The 18813-nt window shown below is 56.7% G+C and carries 23 protein-coding genes; 3 read left to right on the plus strand and 20 right to left on the minus strand.

The features are described 5' to 3' along the window. The first annotated feature begins 3 nt into the window (after positions 1-3). Complete coding sequence (locus tag ET418_RS01240; protein ID WP_149305756.1) at positions 4-195, plus strand: methyl-accepting chemotaxis domain-containing protein; 192 nt, start codon at positions 4-6, stop codon at positions 193-195. 95 nt (positions 196-290) lie between these two features. On the opposite strand, the gene efp is transcribed toward ET418_RS01240, so the two are convergent. From efp to ET418_RS01270, 6 genes are all read right to left on the minus strand, one after another. Continuing rightward, positions 291-854 carry an elongation factor P gene (gene efp / locus ET418_RS01245; protein WP_149305757.1) on the minus strand — a complete coding sequence of 188 codons (564 nt, stop codon included), beginning with the start codon at positions 852-854 and terminating at the stop codon, positions 291-293. Positions 855-944: 90 nt separating this feature from the next. Then, entirely contained in the window at positions 945-1163 is a 219-nt protein-coding gene (gene infA / locus ET418_RS01250) for a translation initiation factor IF-1 (RefSeq protein WP_149210216.1), read from the minus strand. Positions 1164-1284: 121 nt separating this feature from the next. Further along, entirely contained in the window at positions 1285-2121 is an 837-nt protein-coding gene (locus ET418_RS01255) for a hypothetical protein (RefSeq protein ID WP_246152895.1), read from the minus strand. Then, positions 2099-3439, minus strand: a complete 1341-nt coding sequence (locus ET418_RS01260) for an MFS transporter (RefSeq protein WP_149305758.1) — start codon at positions 3437-3439, stop codon at positions 2099-2101. The genes ET418_RS01255 and ET418_RS01260 overlap by 23 nt, the downstream gene beginning before the upstream one ends. Positions 3440-3506: 67 nt before the next feature. Beyond that, on the minus strand, positions 3507-4220 hold the full coding sequence (locus ET418_RS01265) for a hypothetical protein (protein ID WP_149305759.1): 714 nt from the start codon (positions 4218-4220) through the stop codon (positions 3507-3509). A gap of 307 nt (positions 4221-4527) precedes the next feature. Then, positions 4528-4764, minus strand: a complete 237-nt coding sequence (locus tag ET418_RS01270; RefSeq protein ID WP_149305760.1) for a hypothetical protein — start codon at positions 4762-4764, stop codon at positions 4528-4530. Positions 4765-4962: 198 nt separating this feature from the next. Between ET418_RS01270 and ET418_RS18050 the strand changes: the two genes are divergently transcribed. Further along, a complete protein-coding gene (locus ET418_RS18050) occupies positions 4963-5127 on the plus strand; it encodes a hypothetical protein (RefSeq protein WP_188055195.1) in 165 nt (54 codons plus the stop codon). Positions 5128-5591: 464 nt separating this feature from the next. On the opposite strand, the gene ET418_RS01275 is transcribed toward ET418_RS18050, so the two are convergent. The 3 genes from ET418_RS01275 to ET418_RS01285 are packed head-to-tail and all read right to left on the minus strand — an operon-like array spanning position 5592 to position 6512. Next, positions 5592-6122 carry a hypothetical protein gene (locus ET418_RS01275; RefSeq protein WP_149305761.1) on the minus strand — a complete coding sequence of 177 codons (531 nt, stop codon included), beginning with the start codon at positions 6120-6122 and terminating at the stop codon, positions 5592-5594. Then, entirely contained in the window at positions 6115-6303 is a 189-nt protein-coding gene (locus tag ET418_RS01280; RefSeq protein WP_149305762.1) for a hypothetical protein, read from the minus strand. The genes ET418_RS01275 and ET418_RS01280 overlap by 8 nt, the downstream gene beginning before the upstream one ends. Further along, positions 6300-6512 carry a hypothetical protein gene (locus tag ET418_RS01285; RefSeq protein ID WP_149305763.1) on the minus strand — a complete coding sequence of 71 codons (213 nt, stop codon included), beginning with the start codon at positions 6510-6512 and terminating at the stop codon, positions 6300-6302. Before ET418_RS01285 ends, ET418_RS01280 begins: the two co-directional genes overlap by 4 nt. A gap of 541 nt (positions 6513-7053) precedes the next feature. Here ET418_RS01285 and ET418_RS01290 point away from each other — a divergent pair. Then, positions 7054-7533 carry a methylglyoxal synthase gene (locus tag ET418_RS01290; RefSeq protein ID WP_149305764.1) on the plus strand — a complete coding sequence of 160 codons (480 nt, stop codon included), beginning with the start codon at positions 7054-7056 and terminating at the stop codon, positions 7531-7533. Between the two features lie 99 nt (positions 7534-7632). Here ET418_RS01290 and ET418_RS01295 read toward each other — a convergent pair whose 3' ends face one another. The 11 genes from ET418_RS01295 to ET418_RS01345 form a co-directional block, all read right to left on the minus strand. Further along, positions 7633-8940 (minus strand): phenylacetate--CoA ligase family protein, encoded by a 1308-nt coding sequence (locus tag ET418_RS01295; protein ID WP_149305765.1) that lies wholly within the window; start codon positions 8938-8940, stop codon positions 7633-7635. A 23-nt stretch (positions 8941-8963) separates the two neighbouring features. Further along, positions 8964-10685 carry a proline--tRNA ligase gene (locus ET418_RS01300; protein ID WP_149305766.1) on the minus strand — a complete coding sequence of 574 codons (1722 nt, stop codon included), beginning with the start codon at positions 10683-10685 and terminating at the stop codon, positions 8964-8966. Between the two features lie 105 nt (positions 10686-10790). Next, positions 10791-11837, minus strand: a complete 1047-nt coding sequence (gene ispG, locus ET418_RS01305; RefSeq protein WP_149305767.1) for a flavodoxin-dependent (E)-4-hydroxy-3-methylbut-2-enyl-diphosphate synthase — start codon at positions 11835-11837, stop codon at positions 10791-10793. 138 nt (positions 11838-11975) lie between these two features. Continuing rightward, the gene (gene glyA / locus ET418_RS01310; RefSeq protein WP_149305768.1) at positions 11976-13223 is read right to left on the minus strand and encodes a serine hydroxymethyltransferase; all 1248 of its coding nucleotides are present in this window, start codon (positions 13221-13223) and stop codon (positions 11976-11978) included. 118 nt (positions 13224-13341) lie between these two features. Continuing rightward, positions 13342-13794 (minus strand): ribose 5-phosphate isomerase B, encoded by a 453-nt coding sequence (gene rpiB / locus ET418_RS01315; protein ID WP_149305769.1) that lies wholly within the window; start codon positions 13792-13794, stop codon positions 13342-13344. A gap of 1 nt (position 13795) precedes the next feature. Further along, the gene (gene fabF / locus ET418_RS01320; RefSeq protein ID WP_149305770.1) at positions 13796-15028 is read right to left on the minus strand and encodes a beta-ketoacyl-ACP synthase II; all 1233 of its coding nucleotides are present in this window, start codon (positions 15026-15028) and stop codon (positions 13796-13798) included. 96 nt (positions 15029-15124) lie between these two features. Continuing rightward, positions 15125-15358 carry an acyl carrier protein gene (gene acpP, locus ET418_RS01325; RefSeq protein WP_149305771.1) on the minus strand — a complete coding sequence of 78 codons (234 nt, stop codon included), beginning with the start codon at positions 15356-15358 and terminating at the stop codon, positions 15125-15127. 217 nt (positions 15359-15575) lie between these two features. Then, positions 15576-16313: a 3-oxoacyl-[acyl-carrier-protein] reductase gene (gene fabG / locus ET418_RS01330; protein WP_149305772.1), complete on the minus strand. Its 738-nt coding sequence runs from the start codon at positions 16311-16313 to the stop codon at positions 15576-15578. A gap of 58 nt (positions 16314-16371) precedes the next feature. After that, complete coding sequence (fabZ, locus tag ET418_RS01335; RefSeq protein ID WP_149305773.1) at positions 16372-16806, minus strand: 3-hydroxyacyl-ACP dehydratase FabZ; 435 nt, start codon at positions 16804-16806, stop codon at positions 16372-16374. Positions 16807-16828: 22 nt separating this feature from the next. Then, entirely contained in the window at positions 16829-17755 is a 927-nt protein-coding gene (gene fabD / locus ET418_RS01340) for an ACP S-malonyltransferase (RefSeq protein ID WP_149305774.1), read from the minus strand. Between the two features lie 69 nt (positions 17756-17824). Next, entirely contained in the window at positions 17825-18808 is a 984-nt protein-coding gene (locus ET418_RS01345) for a beta-ketoacyl-ACP synthase III (protein WP_149305775.1), read from the minus strand. Positions 18809-18813 lie beyond the last annotated feature (5 nt).

Below are 18813 nucleotides of genomic sequence, written 5' to 3' on the forward strand. Positions count from 1 at the left end.
GACATGGTCCAGCGTATTGCGGTAGCCACGGAAGAGCAATCATCCACCTCCGAGGATGTATCGAAGAATATGAACGACATAGCGGGCATCACCCGGAATATTCAGGGCTCATTCACCGACATCAAAAATTCGTCGGTGAGCCTTTCCGCACTCGCCTCGGAGCTGAATGTCATGGTCGAGTGGTTCAAGGTGTAGCTGTTTTGCAGGTGAGAGCGCAACAAAAGCCCCGTCTTTTCAGGCGGGGCTTTTGTTGCCGTGTGCTAAAGGGAAAATTTTGCGCTGTTGTACGGTTATCCTTTAACGCGGGTGGAATACTCACCGTTCCGGGTGTCGATGGTAATCAGTTCACCCTCGTCGATGAAAGGTGGCACCCTGAGGACGTATCCGGTTTCCACCGTGGCGGGCTTGGAATCGTTGCCGCTGGTATCCCCCTTGGCCCAGGTCTCCGTCTGGATGACGCGCAGGTTGACGAAGTTGGGAAGCGCAACGCCGATGGCCTTTTCACCGAACAGCATGACATCCACCTTGAGATTTTCCAGCAGAAAGTTCTTGGCATCGCCCATGGCCTCTTCCTCCATGACGACCTGTTCGTAGGTCTGCTGATCCATGAAGGTATAATGGGTGCCCTCTTTGTAGAGGTACTCCATCTGGCGTTCCTCTAGGCTGGCCGGTTCGAAGGTCTCTCCGGAACGATAGGTGCGGTCGAGGATGGTTCCGTTGATCATGTTACGCATCTTGGTCCGATAGAGCGCCTGTCCTTTACCCGGTTTGGTAAAGTCAAAGGCGATGACGATGTAGGGATCACCGTCGAGAGTAATCTTCAGCCCCTTTTTCAGATCTGCTACTGTGTACATTCGTTCCTCACTGAAATAAATTGGGTATTCGAAATACGACAAAGCCCATCTTAAGGACGGGCCATCGTACCAGCCGGCTCGTAGGGGGGGTTATTTGGCGCGATAGGTGATCCGGCCGCGGCTCAAGTCGTAGGGGGACAGTTCTACCGTTACCTTGTCGCCGGGAAGTATTTTGATGAAGTATTTTCGCATCTTACCGGAAATGTGGGCAAGGACCACATGGTCGTTTTCCAATTTGACACGGAACATGGCGTTAGGCAGTGGCTCGATGACGGTTCCTTCTACTTCAATCGCTTCTTCTTTGCTCATACCGAAGGGGACTCCTCATGTGTTCATATGTTACGAAACTTTCTTACATTACTGACAGTCTCGCAAAATTGCAAGTCCAATTACGCTGATTTGCTCAATTATCGATGCTTTTGCTGAACCCTTACGGGAGGTTAATGGTCAATTGAGTGGTGATCGCCGGTTTTCCGCCGGGTATGGCGCCGTTGTCCGCCGGGGAAAGGCGGTAGAAAGGATTGAAAATAACCATGCCAACCAGCAGGGTAACCTGTTTGGAAAAGGCCCAGCTGCCGGCAAAGCTCATCTCCCCATTGGGGTTGTTGCCCCCCATATATTCCACGCCAAGCCAGAGCTTATCGGAAAGTTCCGTGATTGTGCGATCCCAGGACACCAGAATGCCGCTGTTGTTGCGCCTGGGGTTGGCCGGCGTCGCCAAGGCACGTTCAGACCCGTAATATCCGCCGCAGGTAAGCCGGCCAACCAAGGGCAGGGTTTTGGCAGCCAGGAGGTAGGCGATGTTCTGCCGCGTGGAGATTCCATCCTTGATTTCCGGCTTGTCGTATGTCCCGAGATTGTACATACCGACGGCAACGGCGGGCGAACCATTGACAACCGCATTCTCGACAGTGGCCAGCTTCACGTTGAAGGAGAAGGGGTGGGTATCGGCCTTGGAACCGGTGCCGGTTGTGGTGTAATCAACCCCCGCCTCCAGTTTGAGTCGTTCCCAGGGAAACAGGCCGGTTACGACACCGACATTGTAGAGGGAACCTCCAGCATCGGGTGCGGCCGACAACCGGGCATAATTGCTGAGATTGACAGCGACTTCCCTGAGCGCCTTGGCATCGGTTGACGGGATATTGATCTGCGCCGTGGGGCCGGCCAGGGCAGGGCTGCACGAAAGAGACAGAACCGTGGCGGCCAGCGTCATCAGACGTGCCAGGCGTATCATCGTGGCCGGCCTATCGCGTATGTTCTCGTTCATGCTGTTCCCCCTGTGCCAACGGCCGTCCGTTGGCAACGTCCATACCGAGTGTGATTTCACGGATAATTCCCATGCGAACATAAATCGGACGGATCTTCTCCCGGATTTTGGGGAGGTTCCGGGCAAAAATCCCCGCACCGACCAGACAAAAACCTGCCCCGATCAACAACGTGTACCGGACGCCGACAATGTCGGCCATTGCCCCGGCGCCGAGACTCCCGAACGGCGCCATTCCCATGAACGCCATGGTAAAAAAGCTCATGACCCGCCCTCGTTTATCCTCTTCAAGGATGGTTTGGAGTATGGTGTTGCACGACGCCACCAGTGTGATGGAGCCAAACCCCGCCATGGCGAGTGCGGCAAGGGAGAGAGGGAGGTAGCTCGACAGGGCGAACAATGCGATGCCCACGGCGAAGAGGATGACGGCCAAAACGATTATCCTGCCGAGCCCCACAACATTCCTGCGGGAAGCGAGGTACAGCGTGCCGATGAGCGCGCCGCAGCCGGCCGCAGTCATGAGGAAGCCAAAGGTATGGGCGCCGCCATGGAGGACCTCCTTGGCAAAGACCGGGATGAGAACGATATAGGGCATCCCCATAAGGCTTACAAAGGCTACAAGCAGCAGAATACTCCGTATCGGGCTAAACCCGAAGGCATAGGTGAACCCTTCACGGAGCTCTTGTATGACCTGCCGTTGCCGGAGGCGGGGAGGGCGGGGCGCGATGCGCATGGCTGCGAGCGCGATAATGACTGCCAGATAGCTGATGCCGTTGATAATGAAACAGACCCCTTCGCCCGCCGACGCAACGAGGATTCCGGCAACGGATGGCCCAATGAGGCGGGCGCCGTTCACCATGGAGGAATTGAGGGCAATGGCGTTGCCAAGATCCTCCCGATGTTCGACCAACTCCACGACAAAGGATTGGCGTATGGGAATCTCGAATGCCGTGATGGTGCCAAGGAGAAGACTGAGCAGAACAATCAGCCAGATTTGAGCGAAACCAGCCAGGACGGCGGTTGCCAAAAAAGCGGCCTGGAACATGGCAAACGTCTGATTGATCATGAGAAGGCGACGCCGATCCCAGCGGTCGGCCAGTACGCCGGCGACAGGAGCTATGAGGAGGGTGGGGATCTGGCTGGTAAAACCGATAACACCGAGGAGAAAGGCCGAGCCGGTCAGGCGGTAGACGAGCCAGCTCATGGCCACCTGCTGCATCCAGGTGCCAACGAGGGATATCCCTTGGCCGGCAACGAAAAGCTGGTAATTCCTGGAGCGCAATGCCCTTAGCAGGCCATGTTCACGGGAGTTTACGCCCACGATTAGCAACCCTTAGGGGACATGATAGCCCCGCATCCTGTACGTCTGTACGTTGGCGTCGAAAGCGTTATTTTTTGAATATTTTCTCAATAATATCGACTTGATCGACCACGGCTGCGGCCAGTTTGCCATATTCATCGGGGGTTTTCGCCAATTCAAAACGCTTCATGATTTCGGCAAACTTCTTTACTTCCTTTATCCCTCCGCGTGCTGTGATTTGCGGAATCAGCTGTTGCCACGCCAAGTGCAGCTTGGAAACCGTTTCGGAAAGCTCGAAAACGCTTTCAGTTTCCGCAAGTATCTCCAGCTTGCGGCCGCAAAAGCCAATGACCGCAACGTTTATCGGCGTAGCGGCACTACTGGTTTCTGCCAACCGTGCGCCGAGCAGCATAATCTTGTTTGCTGATTTCATTGAAACTATTCGGTCTTGTGCGGCAACGGCCCGCTCAAGGTCCGATGTGGCGCCCATAAGATTTTTATAGTAGGGGATATCCTTGTCGTGCATCATACCAGAGATGGATTGTTCAGCTTTAATAATGGGATTAATTTTTTTATCGAGATGTTTCCAGTGGTTTGTTTTGGATTTATCGTAAATATCCCTGGCGTTGCCGATCAAAATTTCAAATTCGTTCACAGAGGCGTTCGGTACTGGCAGATTGGCGGCAGTGGTGGTCCTGAACTGTCCGGCAAAACAGGCCGGTACACCAACGAAAGCGGTCAACAACAAAATTACAACCACTCTGGGAATGCCATAAACTTGAACCAACTGTTTCTTATTCATATATCTTTCATGACTATTCTGCCAAGGCAGATAATTTTAGTGGTTGGTGTAGCCGTACAACGAAATGTCGATTGTGATTATTATTACGCTCAATCGTCGTATTTTTCAAGGGGGGTGATATTCTCTGCGAGGCCAGGGTGCGTCGGTTGACGTTACAGTCTCACTTTCAAATAAATGCCCCACAAGCTATAGCATTTAACCCTTATATTTCAAATAGTTGAGCAGAATTCCCCACCCAAGAACATCACAAGTTGTCTGGCAGCCATTTAGTACGAATTGGCAGCCAAGTCAATCGGTTTTTTCGATACTACCCCTCCTTTCTGGTCTGGATTTCACCCGGCAAGGTGCCGTAAACGTAGAGCGGTTGCCGCTTCTTGAGCAGGTCCAAAAATTCTTGGTCAAGGACGTAAAGCGCATCCCATCCGTCATTACTCCCACCAGCTACACAGGTGAAGCCGTCCTCTTCCGTCACATCAAGGCTGGAAACACGCTCCACACGGGCCACAAACACAGGCGGGTTGAAGCTCTGCACACGGTCGATCATGTCGTTTTCCTCTCTTTCTTCCCACGCTTTTGAAAACGCCCCTCAGAACGAAGGACGGTTGAAACAAGGTGGTAGGTCGCCCAAGGGTGACTTATCGCTTTCAGGGCCTAATTTGTGAGCCGGGCTGCCTCGTTGACTTCGTGACCTTCGGCAACATAGCCGTCGAAAATGTCGCAGACCTCGGCGGTATACTCCTGCTTGCGCGTTTCTCTGGCCGCAATCTCCATGGGGGTCAATGTACTTGACCTGAGCCGCAACGGAGCGGGTCATGTCCTGGGGCAGGGCGACATGCAGCATAACGCGACCGTCCCGGGCCTCGACGGCGTGGCAGTCAAGCAGGGACTCGCGGTGCAGCGGGTTTGAAGAGGGTGCCGGCGGCATCGAACAGCAGACGGTCGATATTGAGGGACAGACAGCCGGACGCAGCCGTTGCGCCTAACGGCTCCACTTTCGGCGGGCAGACACCCGCCGAACTGCCAAAAGCCGCCTAATACGGGAGTTCCCCGCTTTAGTTCTATGTATCAAGAAGTACAGGCTCAAAACCGTCCGTTCACAGCGACAAATCACAGTTCCGTTTCTGCGTTTCCCTCCGTTCGCTGCGCTCACTGTGGGAAGCCTCCGAAACTCCACGGCACGAGACTCAAGGGCGCTTTTCGACGCCATCAAACCACTTGTGCACTCACGCCAAAAAATGTCCCATAAGTTATAGCTTATGTATTTGTTTTTACTCATGTTTATGCACTTTCCCTTACCCGGCTTGTCACGGTTTTGACGGCGGCCAAGGTTAGCTTGTTGGCAGCCAAGTTAAATCGTTTTTTCCGATGGGTCTACTCCTTTCTGTGAGAACTCGTTTTTTTGCCCCTGAAACGTCCCTTGGCGCGAAGGGTCCGTTGGATGGTGTCGTATGTTGCCCAGGGGTGAGAAACGGCTTTGAGTGCCAAATTTGTTTGTTTGAGCGCTTCTTTCACGCTAAGGCCTTGTCCGGTGAAGCCGTCGAAGATCGTGCAAACTTCGTTGATAAAGTCGGCCTTGAAGTTTTCCCGCTCGGCGATCGCCACCGGGTCGATGGTTTTGTGCTGGGCCGAGGCGACCCTGGCCCTGTGGTCCATCACACGGAAGAACCCGGTCATGGACTCCAGGAAGGTCACGAAGAACCGGGTCATGTCGCGGGGCAGGGCGACGTTGAGCAGGACATGATCACCCTGGGTGCCGACAGCCTGACACTCCAGCAGCGAATCACGGTGCAGCGGGTTGAATGAGGTGGCCACGTCGAACAGGAGTCTGTCGATGTCCAGAGCCTCGATAGTCCCTCCGACCCCGCAGAGCGTAGCCGGAGGGACCACTTCTCGGCTAGTCATGGGCATACCCCCTTTCATCAACGGTTTTCGTCCGCAGGTCGCTGGCGACGAAACGGGCGACAAGGTGGCGGATGATGGCGGCAGCGTCTGTGCCTTCATGCTCGGCAATCTGCTGCAACCGCCAAAAGTGGATCTCGGAGAACCGGACGGTGAGTCGCCTGGACAATGAGGGCCGTTTCATGAAACCATCCTCCCGGAACTCTCGTAACAGGCGTCGCAGAGCAAGCGAACGCAGCCGTCCGGGTAATCGCAATCAGACAGGTCAATCTCCTCACTGCCGAAGCCGTTTTCCGGTTCACTGAGCACCAGGGACATGTGAACCGGCGTGGTGATCGGGCCACCGCAGGCGGGGCAGTATTTGAAGTCATATTCGAGCTTTAATCCTTTCATGTGCGAAACCTCCGTAGGTTGTACGTCTGTTGTGCTGACCACAGGGTCCACAGGAGTCGCCGGAGAGCCGAGCGGCGCCGGGCGCGCTCTCCGGCGTCCTGTGGACTTGTGGACAGCAATAGGACCTTGTATGTCATCCTTTTTCACAAACATTCTTGGCTGCCAAATCTTTTCGCAATTTCGCCCGCGAAGCCGCATAAAATGCGGATGCGGACAATTAGTTCTATGTATCAAGAAGTACAGGCTCAAAACCGTCCGTTCACAGCGACAAATCACAGTTCCGTTTCTGCGTTTCCCTCCGTTCGCTACGCTCACTGTGGGAAGCCTCCGAAACTCCACGGCACGAGACTCAAGGGCGCTTTTCGACGCAATCAAACTTCTTGTACACTCACGCCAAAAATGTCCCATAAGTTATATTATGTAAAGTACAATCAGTTGTCGCTTGTTATCCTGTCTCCTCCGGGGACATGTTACTTTTCATTGGCAAATGTGGCGAAAATATGGTGGTATGCGGGAAACAAGAAAAGGAGGCAAACGGTAGATGACTACTAAACAACCAAAGGATAAGGACCTCATTCCGTGTAAACGGATTGCTCTCGTCGCACATGACAATAAAAAGCATGATCTCATCGAGTGGTCCCTCTTCAACCGGGACTTGCTGGCCCAACACAAGCTTTACGCCACGGGGACCACGGGGACTTTGCTGGAAGAAGCGCTCCGAATCCCCATCACCAAATTTCAAAGTGGCCCTCTTGGCGGAGACCTACAGATTGGCGCGAAAATCGCCGAGGGCGAAATTGATTTGATCATTTTTTTCTGGGACCCGCTCGAACCCCAACCCCATGACCCGGATGTGAAGGCGCTCCTGCGGATTGCCGTTGTCTGGAACATTCCCGTGGCATGCAACCGCACCACTGCCGATCTCGTTATTTCATCGCCCCTCATGTCGTCAGGCTATAAACGGACCATCCCTGATTTCAAGGAGTACCGGGACCGTTTTCGCAACTCAAAGGGGATCTGATCCGGGTTATTTTTCATTTTTGCCCACAAAAAAAGCGGGTCATGTGTATATAGAACATGACCCGCTTGTATTCAACAATGGAAGAAGAGTATCAGACCATCACAACTGGCGCCTGTCAATGACGCGGTTGGCCTTTCCCTCGTTGCGTGGCAGACTGTTGGGCTCGACCAGCTTGACGGTGACGCCGACCCCCAACACCGTGTCGATCTTCTTCTCGACCATCTCCAAAAAAGCCCGCTGTTTTTTCATCTCATCAAAGAAGATATGCTCCGTGACCTCAATACTGACCTCAAGGGTATCCATGGCGCCCTTGCGGTCAACCACCAGTTGATAATGCGGTTCGCACCCCTCGATGGCTACCAGTACCTCTTCGATCTGCGACGGGAAGACGTTGACCCCCTTGATGATCAGCATATCGTCGGAGCGGCCCATGGTCTTCTTCATCCGCACCGTGGTCCGGCCACACTCGCAGACGCCATAGTCAAGACTGGTAATGTCCCGTGTCCGGTAGCGGATCATGGGGAAGGCTTCCTTACTGATGGTCGTCAGCACCAGTTCGCCCACACTTCCCGGCGGCAGTACTTCACAGGTCTCGGGGTTGATGATCTCTGGGATAAAACCGTCCTCGGAGATGTGCATGCCGCATTTGCAGCGGCATTCCCCGGCAACGCCGGGGCCGATGACCTCCGACAAGCCATAGTTGTCCGTAGCGCTAAGGGAAAGACGTGACTCGATCTCCCGACGCATGGCCTCGGACCAGGGTTCGCCGCCAAACAGACCTACCTTGAGGGATAAGGTCTTGGGATCGATGCCCAGCTTTTCAATGCGGTCGGCAATGTTGATGGCATAACTCGGCGTGCAGACCAGAACCGTGCTTTTGTAATCCTGCATGATCATGATCTGTTTGTCCGTGTTGCCGCCGCTCATGGGGATGACGGCGGCGCCGATGGTTTCCGAACCGTAGTGCAGGCCAAAGGCGCCGGTGAACAGGCCGTAACCGAAGGCGATCTGCACCACATCGTCAGGGGTGACGCCGGCCGCAGTCATGAAACGGGCCACCAGGTTCGACCATATTTTGAGGTCGTTTTTGGTATATCCCACCACCGTCGGTTTGCCGGTCGTACCGGATGACGAATGGATGCGGACCACCTCTCTGAGCGGTACGGCAAACATCCCATAGGGATAATTAAGCCGCAGGTCCTCCTTGGTGGTAAAGGGGAGCTTTGCCAGATCGGAAAGGGAAGTGATATCCTCGGGAACAATACCCCGTTCGTTGAACTTCGTCCGGTAACAGGTTACGTTTTTATAGACGCGGTTGAGGGTCGCCTGGAGCCGCTCAAGTTGGAGCTGTCCTATCTCGTCCCGGGGCATGCATTCATGCTGGGGGTCCCAAATAGTATTCTGCATCACAACCTCATAACCGTTTAATTTCAGACCAAGGCCGCGTCGACAAGTTGCTTGATCCTGGCGATACCCTCTTCAACCGGCAGCAGGAGCACCTCGCCGGTTTTGCGGATTTTGACCTCGACCTTCCCTTCGGCCAATCCCTTGCTACCGACCACAATGCGCAGCGGGATACCGATCAGGTCGTTATCCTTGAATTTGACGCCCGGACGTTCGTCACGGTCGTCGAACAGCGTCTCCACCCCCAATTGTACCAGCTTTGCGTAGATTTCTCCGGCCGCGGCCATGACACCGCCATCCTTGGCGTTCAGGGCCACAACGGAACAATGGAAGGGCGCCAGGGGCAACGGGAAGATGATGCCGTTCTCGTCATGGTTCTGCTCGATGGCCGCTGCAACCGTCCTGCCGATGCCGATGCCGTAGCACCCCATGAAGATGACCTGCTCCTTGCCGTCGGCATCCAGGTAGGTAGCATTGAGGGCGGTGGAATACTTGGTGCCCAGCTTGAAGACATGCCCCACCTCGATACCGCGCCACATCTCAAGTTTCCCCTCCTGGCAGCGTGGGCAGGCATCGCCGGCCACGACCATGCGGATATCGGCAAAGCGCTCAACCGAGAAATCCCGTCCCGGATTGGCATTGATGAAATGCATATCCTTTTCATTGGCGCCCATGGCGACATTGGCCATGCCCTCGACGACCAAGTCGGCAATAACCGTCACCTTTTCCTTGAGCCCCAGCGGGCCGAGGAAACCGATCGGCGATCCGGTGATGCGCAGGATATCCTCTTCGGTCGCCATTTCGATTTCGTCCCACCCCAGACTGTTCTTGAGTTTGATCTCATTCAGCTCGTGGTCGCCCCGCAGCAGCGCCATGACGAAGTCGCCACTGCCCGAAGCGTACACTAGGGTCTTGACCGTCTTGTCGGCGGTCAATTTCAGGAAGGCCGCAACATCGGCAATGGTTTTCATGTCCGGCGTCGCGATCTTCTCCAACGGCAGCAACTCGCCGGCCGGCACCGATGGCAGCGGCCGCGCCTCGGCCTTTTCCACGTTGGCGGCATAGCGGCAGGAGTCGCAGGAGGCGATGCCGTCCTCGCCCGAATCCGCCAGGACCATGAACTCGTGGGAGAACGACCCGCCAATGGTGCCCGAGTCCGCTTCAACGGCACGGAAATTCAGTCCGCACCGTTCAAAGATGCGGATATAGGCCTGGTACATACGGTCATAGGACTCGTCCGCGGCGCTGCTGTCCACATCAAACGAGTAGGCGTCCTTCATGATGAATTCGCGGCCCCGCATGAGGCCGAACCGGGGCCGAATCTCGTCGCGGAACTTGGTCTGAATCTGGTAGAAGTTGATCGGCATTTGCCGGTAGCTCTTGATCTCGCGGCGGATCATGTCGGTGATGACCTCTTCATGGGTCGGCCCCATGCAGAACTCGCCTTCCTTGCGATCCTTGAAACGCAGCAGCTCTTTGCCGTAAAAGCTCCAGCGCCCCGACTCCTGCCAGAGTTCTGCCGGTTGGACGCTCGGCATGAGCAGTTCGATGGCTCCGGCGCGGTCCATCTCCTCGCGGACGATGTTCTCGAACTTGCGGATGGAGCGCAGCCCCAAGGGCAGGTAATTGTAGATACCGGCCGCCAGCTTGCGGATCATGCCGGCACGGAGCATCAATTGATGCGACACGACCTCGGCATCGGAAGGGGTTTCTTTAACCGTGGGGATGAAATAACGTGAATAAAGCATTGTCACCTCAGAGGATGGTATAGTCGAGCAGGTTGTATTTTTCGAGCAAAGCCTTGAGCATCTCCTGACGGAACGGCTTTACGTCGTTCTCCGGCTGGGAGTTTCTCAGAGCTTGTCTATCTCTTCCAACAGGGCGTCGGCCAACTTGTCTTCCGGCACCTTGCGGACGATCTCGCCGTTGCGGAACAGGAGCCCCTCCCCTTTTCCACCGGCAATGCCCACATCCGCCTCGCGGGCCTCTCCGGGGCCGTTGACGGCGCAACCCATGACTGCGACCGTAATCCGCTTGTCCACCCCCTGGAGCCGGCGTTCAACCTCTTCGGCGACCTTGATCAGGTTGATCTGACACCGGCCGCAGGTGGGGCAGGAAACAAAATTGACGCCGCGCTGGCGCAAGCCGAGACTTTTCAGGATCTCGTACCCTACCCTGACCTCGTCCAGCGGATCACCGGTCAGGGATACCCGCATGGTGTCGCCGATACCGTCGGCGAGCAGGATGCCGAGGCCGACCGAGGACTTGACCGTCCCGGAAAAGATGGTTCCGGCCTCGGTGATGCCGATGTGCAGGGGATAGTCAACCCGTTCCGAAAGCAGGCGGTAGGCGGAAACCGTCTTCATCACATCCGAAGCCTTAAGGGATATCTTGATCTCCTGGTAGCCCAACTCCTCCAGAATGCGCACGTGGCCAAGGGCGGATTCGACCATGGCCTCGGCCGTGGGATGGCCAAAGCGCTCCAGCAGTTCCTTTTCGAGAGAGCCGGCATTGACGCCGATCCGGATGGGCACTTGGCGTTCAGCCGCCGCCTTGACCACCTCGGCCACCTTCCACTTGTCGCCGATATTGCCCGGATTGAGCCGCAGCCCGTCTATGCCGCCATCAAGCACCTGCAAGGCCAGCTTGTAGTCGAAATGGATGTCGGCGATGACCGGGATGGGGCTCTCATGCTTGATCCTTCCCAAGGCCACGGCCGCATCCATGTCGGGAACGGCGCAACGGATGATCTCGCACCCGCCGGCAGCCAAACCGGCAATCTGGGCAAGGGTGGCGGTGACGTCCCGCGTATCGGTGGAACACATGGATTGGACCGCGCAGGGGGCGTCGCCACCCACGGGAACCGATCCGACTCGTATCTGTCTGGTTAGCTTTTTCATAACTGTGCATACTAGCCAAAGAGCGGGAACAAAGTCAAGGAAGACGAGAGAATCAGGCGCCACTGCCCCCCTATTCGAACAAAAAAGACCCGCCGGTTGCCCGACGGGTCTTGACCCCAGAAAATAACGGTCCCTTCCCTACTTCAGCCGGTTGGCATAGAGCGGGAACCGCTTCATCATGGTATTGACCTGCACCTTGATGGCGGCCAGTTTTTCGTCGTTGTCGATATTGGCTATGGCATCGGCGATAAAGGTAGTCACCTGCTCCATTTCCGTTTCCTTCAGGCCGTGGGATGTGGCGGCCGGCGTTCCGATCCGGATACCGGAGGTGACGAACGGGGAACGGGTCTCAAAGGGAACGGTATTCTTGTTGACCGTAATACCAGCCTTGTCCAAGGCCGCTTCAGCCGCCTTGCCGGTGATTTCGGTACCGGAGAAATCAACCAGCATCAGGTGGTTGTCGGTACCGCCGCTGGTCAGCTTGAAACCGCGCTTCATCAACGCCCCGGCCAAGGCCTGGGCATTCTTCACGATCTGCTGCTGATAGACCTTGAACTCCGGCTGAAGGGCTTCCTTGAAGGCCACCGCCTTGGCGGCGATGACGTGCATCAACGGGCCGCCCTGGATACCGGGGAAGATCTGGGAGTTCAGCCCCTTGGCGAGCTCCTCACGGCAGAGGATCATGCCGCCGCGCGGGCCGCGCAGGGTCTTGTGGGTAGTGGTGGTCACGTACTCCGCGTAGGGGATCGGGCTGGGGTGCAGCCCTGCCGCCACCAGGCCGGCGAAATGGGCCATATCGACCATGACCACCGCTCCTACCTTGTCGGCAATGGCGCGGAACGCGGGGAAATCGATGATGCGGGGATAGGCGCTGGCGCCGACCACGATCATTTTCGGTTTGTGTTGTTCTGCCAGGCGTTCCACCTCGGCGTAATCGATGGTCTGGGTCTCGGGGGAAACACCGTAGGGCACGATGTTGAACAGTTTCCCGGAGAAGTTGACCGGGCTGCCGTGGGTCAGGTGGCCGCCGTGGGAGAGGTTCATGCCCAGGACGGTATCTCCCGGCTTGCAGGCGGCAAAATAGACCGCCATATTGGCCTGGGAGCCCGAGTGGGGCTGAACATTGACATGTTCGGCGCCGAACAGCTCCTTGGCGCGCTCGATCGCCAGATTCTCGACCACATCCACCTGGTCGCAGCCGCCATAGTAGCGCTTGCCCGGATAGCCCTCGGCGTATTTGTTGGTCAGGATGCTTCCCTGGGCCTCAAGCACCGCCTCGGAGACAAAGTTTTCCGAAGCGATCAGCTCCAGGTTGTACTCCTGACGTTCGGTCTCGTGGCGAATGGCTTCGGCAACCTGGGGGTCAAATTGGTCGAGAATCGACATGGTGTGTCTACTCCTTCATGGGATGGATTCAGTCAGCAGGGGGTTGAAAAACAGGGAGCGGGACTTGTGGTCAAGTCCCGCTGTTATCAATCACTATCACATTGTATCGAAAAGAGAATCAACTACAACGATATTTTTGTTCCAATTGGGCGATCTTGTCCAGACGTTTCTGATGCCGCCCCCCCTCAAAGGAGGCGTCCAGCCAAGCGGCTACCAATTCCTGAGCGGTTGTTTCGTCAATCACCCGCCCCCCCAGCACCAGAACATTGGCGTTATTATGTTCTTTTGCCATGCGGGCCATGAAGGCATCGGTCACCAGTGCGGCGCGAATACCGGGCACCTTATTGGCTGCAATGGAGATACCGATGCCGGTCCCGCAGACCAAAATGCCGGCATCCGCCTCGCCGTGGGCGACCAGGAGCGCCACCCGCTCGGCAAAATCGGGATAATCCACCGAATCCTCTGAATTGGTGCCGGCATCGGCAACCTCGATATCCCTGCCCTGCAGGAAGGGGATCAGAGACTGTTTCAGGCCATAGCCGCCATGGTCACTTCCCAGTGCGATTTTCATGTCAGGCCTTTTTGAAAAGCAGTGAGGCGTTCGTGCCGCCGAAACCGAAGTTGTTGCTCATGGCGTACTCGATCTTGGCCTCGCAAGCGGTGTTGGGGGTGTAATCGAGATCGCATTCCGGGTCCGGTTCCTCGTAGTTGATGGTCGGCGGGATCACACCCTTTTCAAGTGCCAAACAGCTGAAGACCGCCTCGATGCCCCCGGCAGCCCCCAGGAGGTGACCGGTCATGGACTTGGTCGAGGAAATTTTCACCGCACCGGCATGGTTACCAAAGACGGTCTTGATGGCCATGGTCTCGTACAAGTCGTTCATGGACGTCGAGGTGCCGTGGGCGTTGATGTAGCCTACTTGTTCGGGGTTGACGCCGGCGTTGGCGAGCGCCATTTTCATGCAGCGCGCCGCCCCTTCGCCATCCGGTGCCGGAGCGGTCAGGTGATAGGCGTCGCCGGTCAGGCCATAGCCGACAACCTCGGCATAGATCTTGGCGCCGCGTTTTTTGGCGGCCTCGTACTCCTCCAGGATCACGATGCCGGCGCCTTCGCCCATGACAAAGCCGTCACGGTTTTTCTCAAAGGGGCGCGAGGCGGCCTGGGGGTTGTCGTTACGGTCGGAAAGAGCCTTCATGGCGGAAAAGCCGCCGATGCCGAGCGGGGTTATCGTTGATTCGGTTCCCCCGGCAATCATGGCGTCGGCGTCGCCCCGTTTGATAATGTGGTAGGCATCGCCAATGGAATGGGTGGCGGTTGCGCATGCCGAAACGGATGAGATATTGGGGCCTTTTGCGCCATATTTGATGGAGATGTGGCCGGGGGCAAGGTTGATGATCAACATCGGGATGAAGAAGGGGGAAATTTTCTTGTAGCCCCCTTCAAGCAGTGCCGCATGGTACTTCTCGATGGTCGGCAGCCCGCCCAGGCCGGCACCCACGAGCACCCCTACCCTCTCGGCGTTCTCCTCCGTGATGGCCAGACCGGAGTCCTCCATGGCGAAGTGAGAAGCTGCCAGCGCATACTGAATAAAGAGATCCATCTTCTTGATCTCTTTCTTTTCAATGAAATCCTCGGGGTTGAAGTCCTTGACTTCACCGGCTATGCGCACCGGCATGGCCGAGGCGTCAAAGCGGGTGATCTGCGCGATGCCGGAACGGCCGTTGATAAGCGCATCCCAGTTTTTGGCATTGCCGCATCCCAGAGGAGAAACGACCCCAACACCGGTAATTACGACTCTTCTCATAATTGTATGCTCCTGGTAGATAATGACGGGTTGGAACCGGATAAACAAAAAGAGGGGAGTGTCTCCCCTCCCCTGTTTCGCAGTCGGTCTTCCGTATTAGCCGTGCTCGGTAATGTAGTCGATGGCGTCCTGTACGGACTGGATCTTCTCGGCATCCTCATCGGGGATTTCAATATCGAATTCCTCTTCGAGTGCCATGACCAGTTCGACGGTATCCAGGGAATCGGCACCCAGGTCATCCATGAAGGATGCCTCGGGAACGACCTGAACCTCTTCCACACCCAGCTGTTCTGCAACTATTTCCTTTACTCGCTTTGCAATGTCAGACATCTTTCACCTCCGTGTTGTAGTAACCCGTAACAGGTCGTAGTCGATTTGAGCTACAGCTTCTTAACAATGAACGAATCAAAAGTCAAAGATTTATTTGGAAAGGGTTCTTTTCCGCCCATGCGGCGTCAATCTTCAGGCTTGCTTGTGCGGCGTACCGATGTACGCCTCCGCGCAATCCCTTGATTTACTTGCCTGGACGAAAAATCCCTCCTTTCCATTACATGTACATTCCGCCGTTGACGGAAAGCACATGCCCGGTGATGTAGCCAGAAGCCTCGCTGGCGAGAAAGACCACCGCATTGGCGATATCGTCGGCGCTGCCCAGGCGTTCCAGGGGGATCTGAGCGGTCAGTTCGGCCCGCACCTTGTCCGAGAGGGCGTCGGTCATGGCGGTGGCGATGAAACCAGGGGCAACGGCATTGACCGTGACGTTGCGTTTGGCCAGTTCCCGGGCATTGGACTTGGTAAGCCCGATCAGGCCGGCCTTGCTGGCGCAGTAGTTCGCCTGGCCCGCATTGCCCATCTGGCCAACCACCGAGGCGATGTTGATGATCCGGCCGTAACGCTGCTTGGACATGACCTTGAACGCGGCACGGGTACACAGGAACGCACCCTTCAGGTTGACCGTAAGCACGGCATCCCAATCCTCCTCCTTCATCCGCATGAGAAGACCGTCACGGGTAATGCCGGCGTTGTTCACCAGGATATCGACCCGACCAAAGGCCTCCGTGGCGGCATCGATCATCCGCTCCACATCCGCAGGTACGGTAACGTTCCCCACAACCCCCAGGGCCTTCCCACCGGCAGCTTTCAATTCGGCAACAATGGCATCGGTTGCGGCTTGGTCCATGTCAACGGCAACGATCGTAGCGCCTTGTGCGGCCAGCGCCAGGGCGATACTCCGGCCTATTCCACGGGATGCACCCGTGATGACGGCGATTCTGTCCTTCGGCATTAGTAGCTACTCCTTTCTTCTTTCAGCAGCGCAGGACGCTGAAGTGAGTACATAGTGTCTATTTATCGGCAAACGTCGCCTTCAAGTCCGCCTCGGCGACAAGCTTGTCCGCGACCAGCACCTTGCCGGTGAACTTCCATATGCCCCGTTTGCAGCCGACAGCCTCAAGTTCAAGGCGGAGCTGATCGCCGGGGACAACCGGCTTGCGGAAACGGGCATTGTCGATACCCACGAAATAGGTGACCTTGGAGCGGGCGCTTGCGTCGGACGAGACATAGGCCAGAACTGCGGCTACCTGGGCCATGGCCTCGATGAGCAGGACCCCCGGCATGACCGGATGACCAGGAAAGTGCCCCTGGAAGAACGGCTCGTTGATGGTGATATTCTTGATGCCGACGATACGCTTGCCCGTTTCCACTTCTTCAATGCGATCCACCAGCAGAAAAGGGTAACGATGGGGCAAGATCTTCATGATTTCGTTGCAATCGAGCATAGCTTCCCCTTGAGTGATTAGCTTACTCGGTCAACGTCTTCAGGCCGGCACTATCCTCAATATTTGCTATTTCCACCTCTTTTGAAATCCGCTTCACCAGCCCCGACAGGACCTTCCCGGGACCGATCTCCACAAACCGCGTAACCCCCAACTCGACCATACCCGTCACCGACTGCTGCCATAAAACCGGAGCGCAGACCTGGGTCACCAGGAGCGGCTTGACGCGGTTACTGTCGGCATTCGGGGCGGCATCGGCATTGGCGACCACCGGTAACATCATCGGGTTGGCCGGTACGGTCTCCAGCACCCCGGCGAGGCGTTCGGCAGCCGGTTGCATGAGGGCGCAATGGAACGGGGCGCTGACCGGCAGCAACAGGGTTTTTCGGAAACCGCGCCCCTTGGCAATCTCAATGGCGCGCCCCACGGCGCTGCTGTGGCCGGCGATCACGATCTGGCCGGGCGAATTAAAATTGGCCGGCGCAACGACCTCTCCCTGAGCCGCCTCACGGCAGATATCCTCGAGCACCTCTCGTTCGATGCCCAGCATGGCAGCCATGGAGCCGGTGCCGACCGGCACCGCTTCCTGCATGAAGGTACCCCGTGCCCGGACGGTCCTGACGGCATCGGCAAAGCCAAGCGCCCCGGAACAGACCAAGGCCGAATACTCGCCAAGGGAGTGACCGGCCAGATAGTCGGCCCGGAGGCCGGTTTCCTGCTCGACCACCCGCAGTATAGCGATGCTGGCGGTCAGTATGGCCGGTTGGGTCGTGGCAGTCAGCTTCAATTCTTCTTCGCTGCCGCTAAAACAGGTGGCGGACAGCTTAATGCCGAGGGCGTCGTCGGCTTCTTCAAAGACCCGGCGGGCAACGGGAAAGGCCTCGGCCAATTCTTTGCCCATCCCTGGATATTGCGATCCCTGTCCTGGGAATATGAAAGCGGTTTTACTCATGAGAAATACCTTTCAATGAATAAAAAATCCTTTTTCCCGCGTCTGATCCGTATTCGAGTGGGGAGCAGCCTACCAGCGAACCAGGGCGGAACCGTAGGTAAAGCCTCCGCCAAAGGCATCCATCAAGATGATGTCGCCAGCCTTGATGGCGCCGGAACGGTTTGCCTCGTCGAGGGCGATCGGAATTGATGCGGCCGACGTGTTGCCATAATGGTGGAGATTCACAAACACCCGTTCCTCGGGAAGCCCCAGGCGTTTGGCGGTTGCGTCGATGATGCGGCGATTGGCCTGGTGGGGAATGAACAGTGATATATCGGAAGGCGACATGGCGTTTGCCGTAAGGGCGGCGGTGGCGGCCTCTTCCATGGCCCGCACGGCGTGTTTGAAAACGTCGTTCCCCTCCATACGGATATAATAGAGACGCTCATCGATCGTGCGGGGATTGGAAGCGGGGTTCCTGCTCCCGGCGCCGGGCAGATAGAGTTGGTCCCAGTGGGAGCCGTTACTGAATATGTGGGTGGAGAGGATGCCGTTCTCACCCTCGCTGGCCTCCACGACCGCGGCCCCGGCACCGTCTCCGAAGAGGATGCAGGTGTTGCGGTCGCTCCAGTCAACCACGCGCGACAAGACCTCGGCTCCGATGACCAGGGCCTTCTTTGCCATACCGCTGCGGATATAGGTCGTGGCGATGGAGAGGGCGTACAGAAAGCCGGAGCAGGCGGCAGAGAGATCGAACGCCGTTGCCTTATGCGCCCCAAGCTCTTTTTGCAGGATACATGCGGTTGCCGGAAAAGGGAAATCCGGGGTCACGGTACCGAGGATGATCAGGTCGAGCTCATCAGCACCGATCCCGGCCATGGCAAGGGCACGTCTGCCGGCTTCGGCGGCAAAGGTAGAGGTATATTCGCCTTCGACGGCGATTCGGCGTTCTTTGATGCCGGTCCGGGTAGTGATCCATTCGTCACTGGTTTCAACCATCTGTTCCAGGTCGCGATTGGTAAGAATTTTATCCGGCAGAGAGGAACCGGTTCCGGTTATCCGGGCTCCCGACATGGTAT

It is taken from the genome of Oryzomonas rubra (genome assembly GCF_008369015.1).
GTDB lineage: Bacteria > Desulfobacterota > Desulfuromonadia > Geobacterales > Pseudopelobacteraceae > Oryzomonas > Oryzomonas japonica.

Bases quoted from the DNA above. Each gene is read 5' to 3' on its own strand.
- ET418_RS01240 (WP_149305756.1), top strand. From the start codon at position 4: ATGGTCCAGCGTATTGCGGTAGCCACGGAAGAGCAATCATCCACCTCC.
- efp (WP_149305757.1), bottom strand. From the start codon at position 854: ATGTACACAGTAGCAGATCTGAAAAAGGGGCTGAAGATTACTCTCGAC.
- infA (WP_149210216.1), bottom strand. From the start codon at position 1,163: ATGAGCAAAGAAGAAGCGATTGAAGTAGAAGGAACCGTCATCGAGCCA.
- ET418_RS01255 (WP_246152895.1), bottom strand. From the start codon at position 2,121: ATGAACGAGAACATACGCGATAGGCCGGCCACGATGATACGCCTGGCA.
- ET418_RS01265 (WP_149305759.1), bottom strand. From the start codon at position 4,220: ATGAATAAGAAACAGTTGGTTCAAGTTTATGGCATTCCCAGAGTGGTT.
- ET418_RS01270 (WP_149305760.1), bottom strand. From the start codon at position 4,764: ATGATCGACCGTGTGCAGAGCTTCAACCCGCCTGTGTTTGTGGCCCGT.
- ET418_RS01275 (WP_149305761.1), bottom strand. From the start codon at position 6,122: ATGACTAGCCGAGAAGTGGTCCCTCCGGCTACGCTCTGCGGGGTCGGA.
- ET418_RS01280 (WP_149305762.1), bottom strand. From the start codon at position 6,303: ATGAAACGGCCCTCATTGTCCAGGCGACTCACCGTCCGGTTCTCCGAG.
- ET418_RS01285 (WP_149305763.1), bottom strand. From the start codon at position 6,512: ATGAAAGGATTAAAGCTCGAATATGACTTCAAATACTGCCCCGCCTGC.
- ET418_RS01290 (WP_149305764.1), top strand. From the start codon at position 7,054: ATGACTACTAAACAACCAAAGGATAAGGACCTCATTCCGTGTAAACGG.
- ET418_RS01295 (WP_149305765.1), bottom strand. From the start codon at position 8,940: ATGCAGAATACTATTTGGGACCCCCAGCATGAATGCATGCCCCGGGAC.
- ET418_RS01300 (WP_149305766.1), bottom strand. From the start codon at position 10,685: ATGCTTTATTCACGTTATTTCATCCCCACGGTTAAAGAAACCCCTTCC.
- ispG (WP_149305767.1), bottom strand. From the start codon at position 11,837: ATGAAAAAGCTAACCAGACAGATACGAGTCGGATCGGTTCCCGTGGGT.
- glyA (WP_149305768.1), bottom strand. From the start codon at position 13,223: ATGTCGATTCTCGACCAATTTGACCCCCAGGTTGCCGAAGCCATTCGC.
- rpiB (WP_149305769.1), bottom strand. From the start codon at position 13,794: ATGAAAATCGCACTGGGAAGTGACCATGGCGGCTATGGCCTGAAACAG.
- fabF (WP_149305770.1), bottom strand. From the start codon at position 15,028: ATGAGAAGAGTCGTAATTACCGGTGTTGGGGTCGTTTCTCCTCTGGGA.
- acpP (WP_149305771.1), bottom strand. From the start codon at position 15,358: ATGTCTGACATTGCAAAGCGAGTAAAGGAAATAGTTGCAGAACAGCTG.
- fabG (WP_149305772.1), bottom strand. From the start codon at position 16,313: ATGCCGAAGGACAGAATCGCCGTCATCACGGGTGCATCCCGTGGAATA.
- fabZ (WP_149305773.1), bottom strand. From the start codon at position 16,806: ATGCTCGATTGCAACGAAATCATGAAGATCTTGCCCCATCGTTACCCT.
- fabD (WP_149305774.1), bottom strand. From the start codon at position 17,755: ATGAGTAAAACCGCTTTCATATTCCCAGGACAGGGATCGCAATATCCA.
- ET418_RS01345 (WP_149305775.1), bottom strand. From the start codon at position 18,808: ATGTCGGGAGCCCGGATAACCGGAACCGGTTCCTCTCTGCCGGATAAA.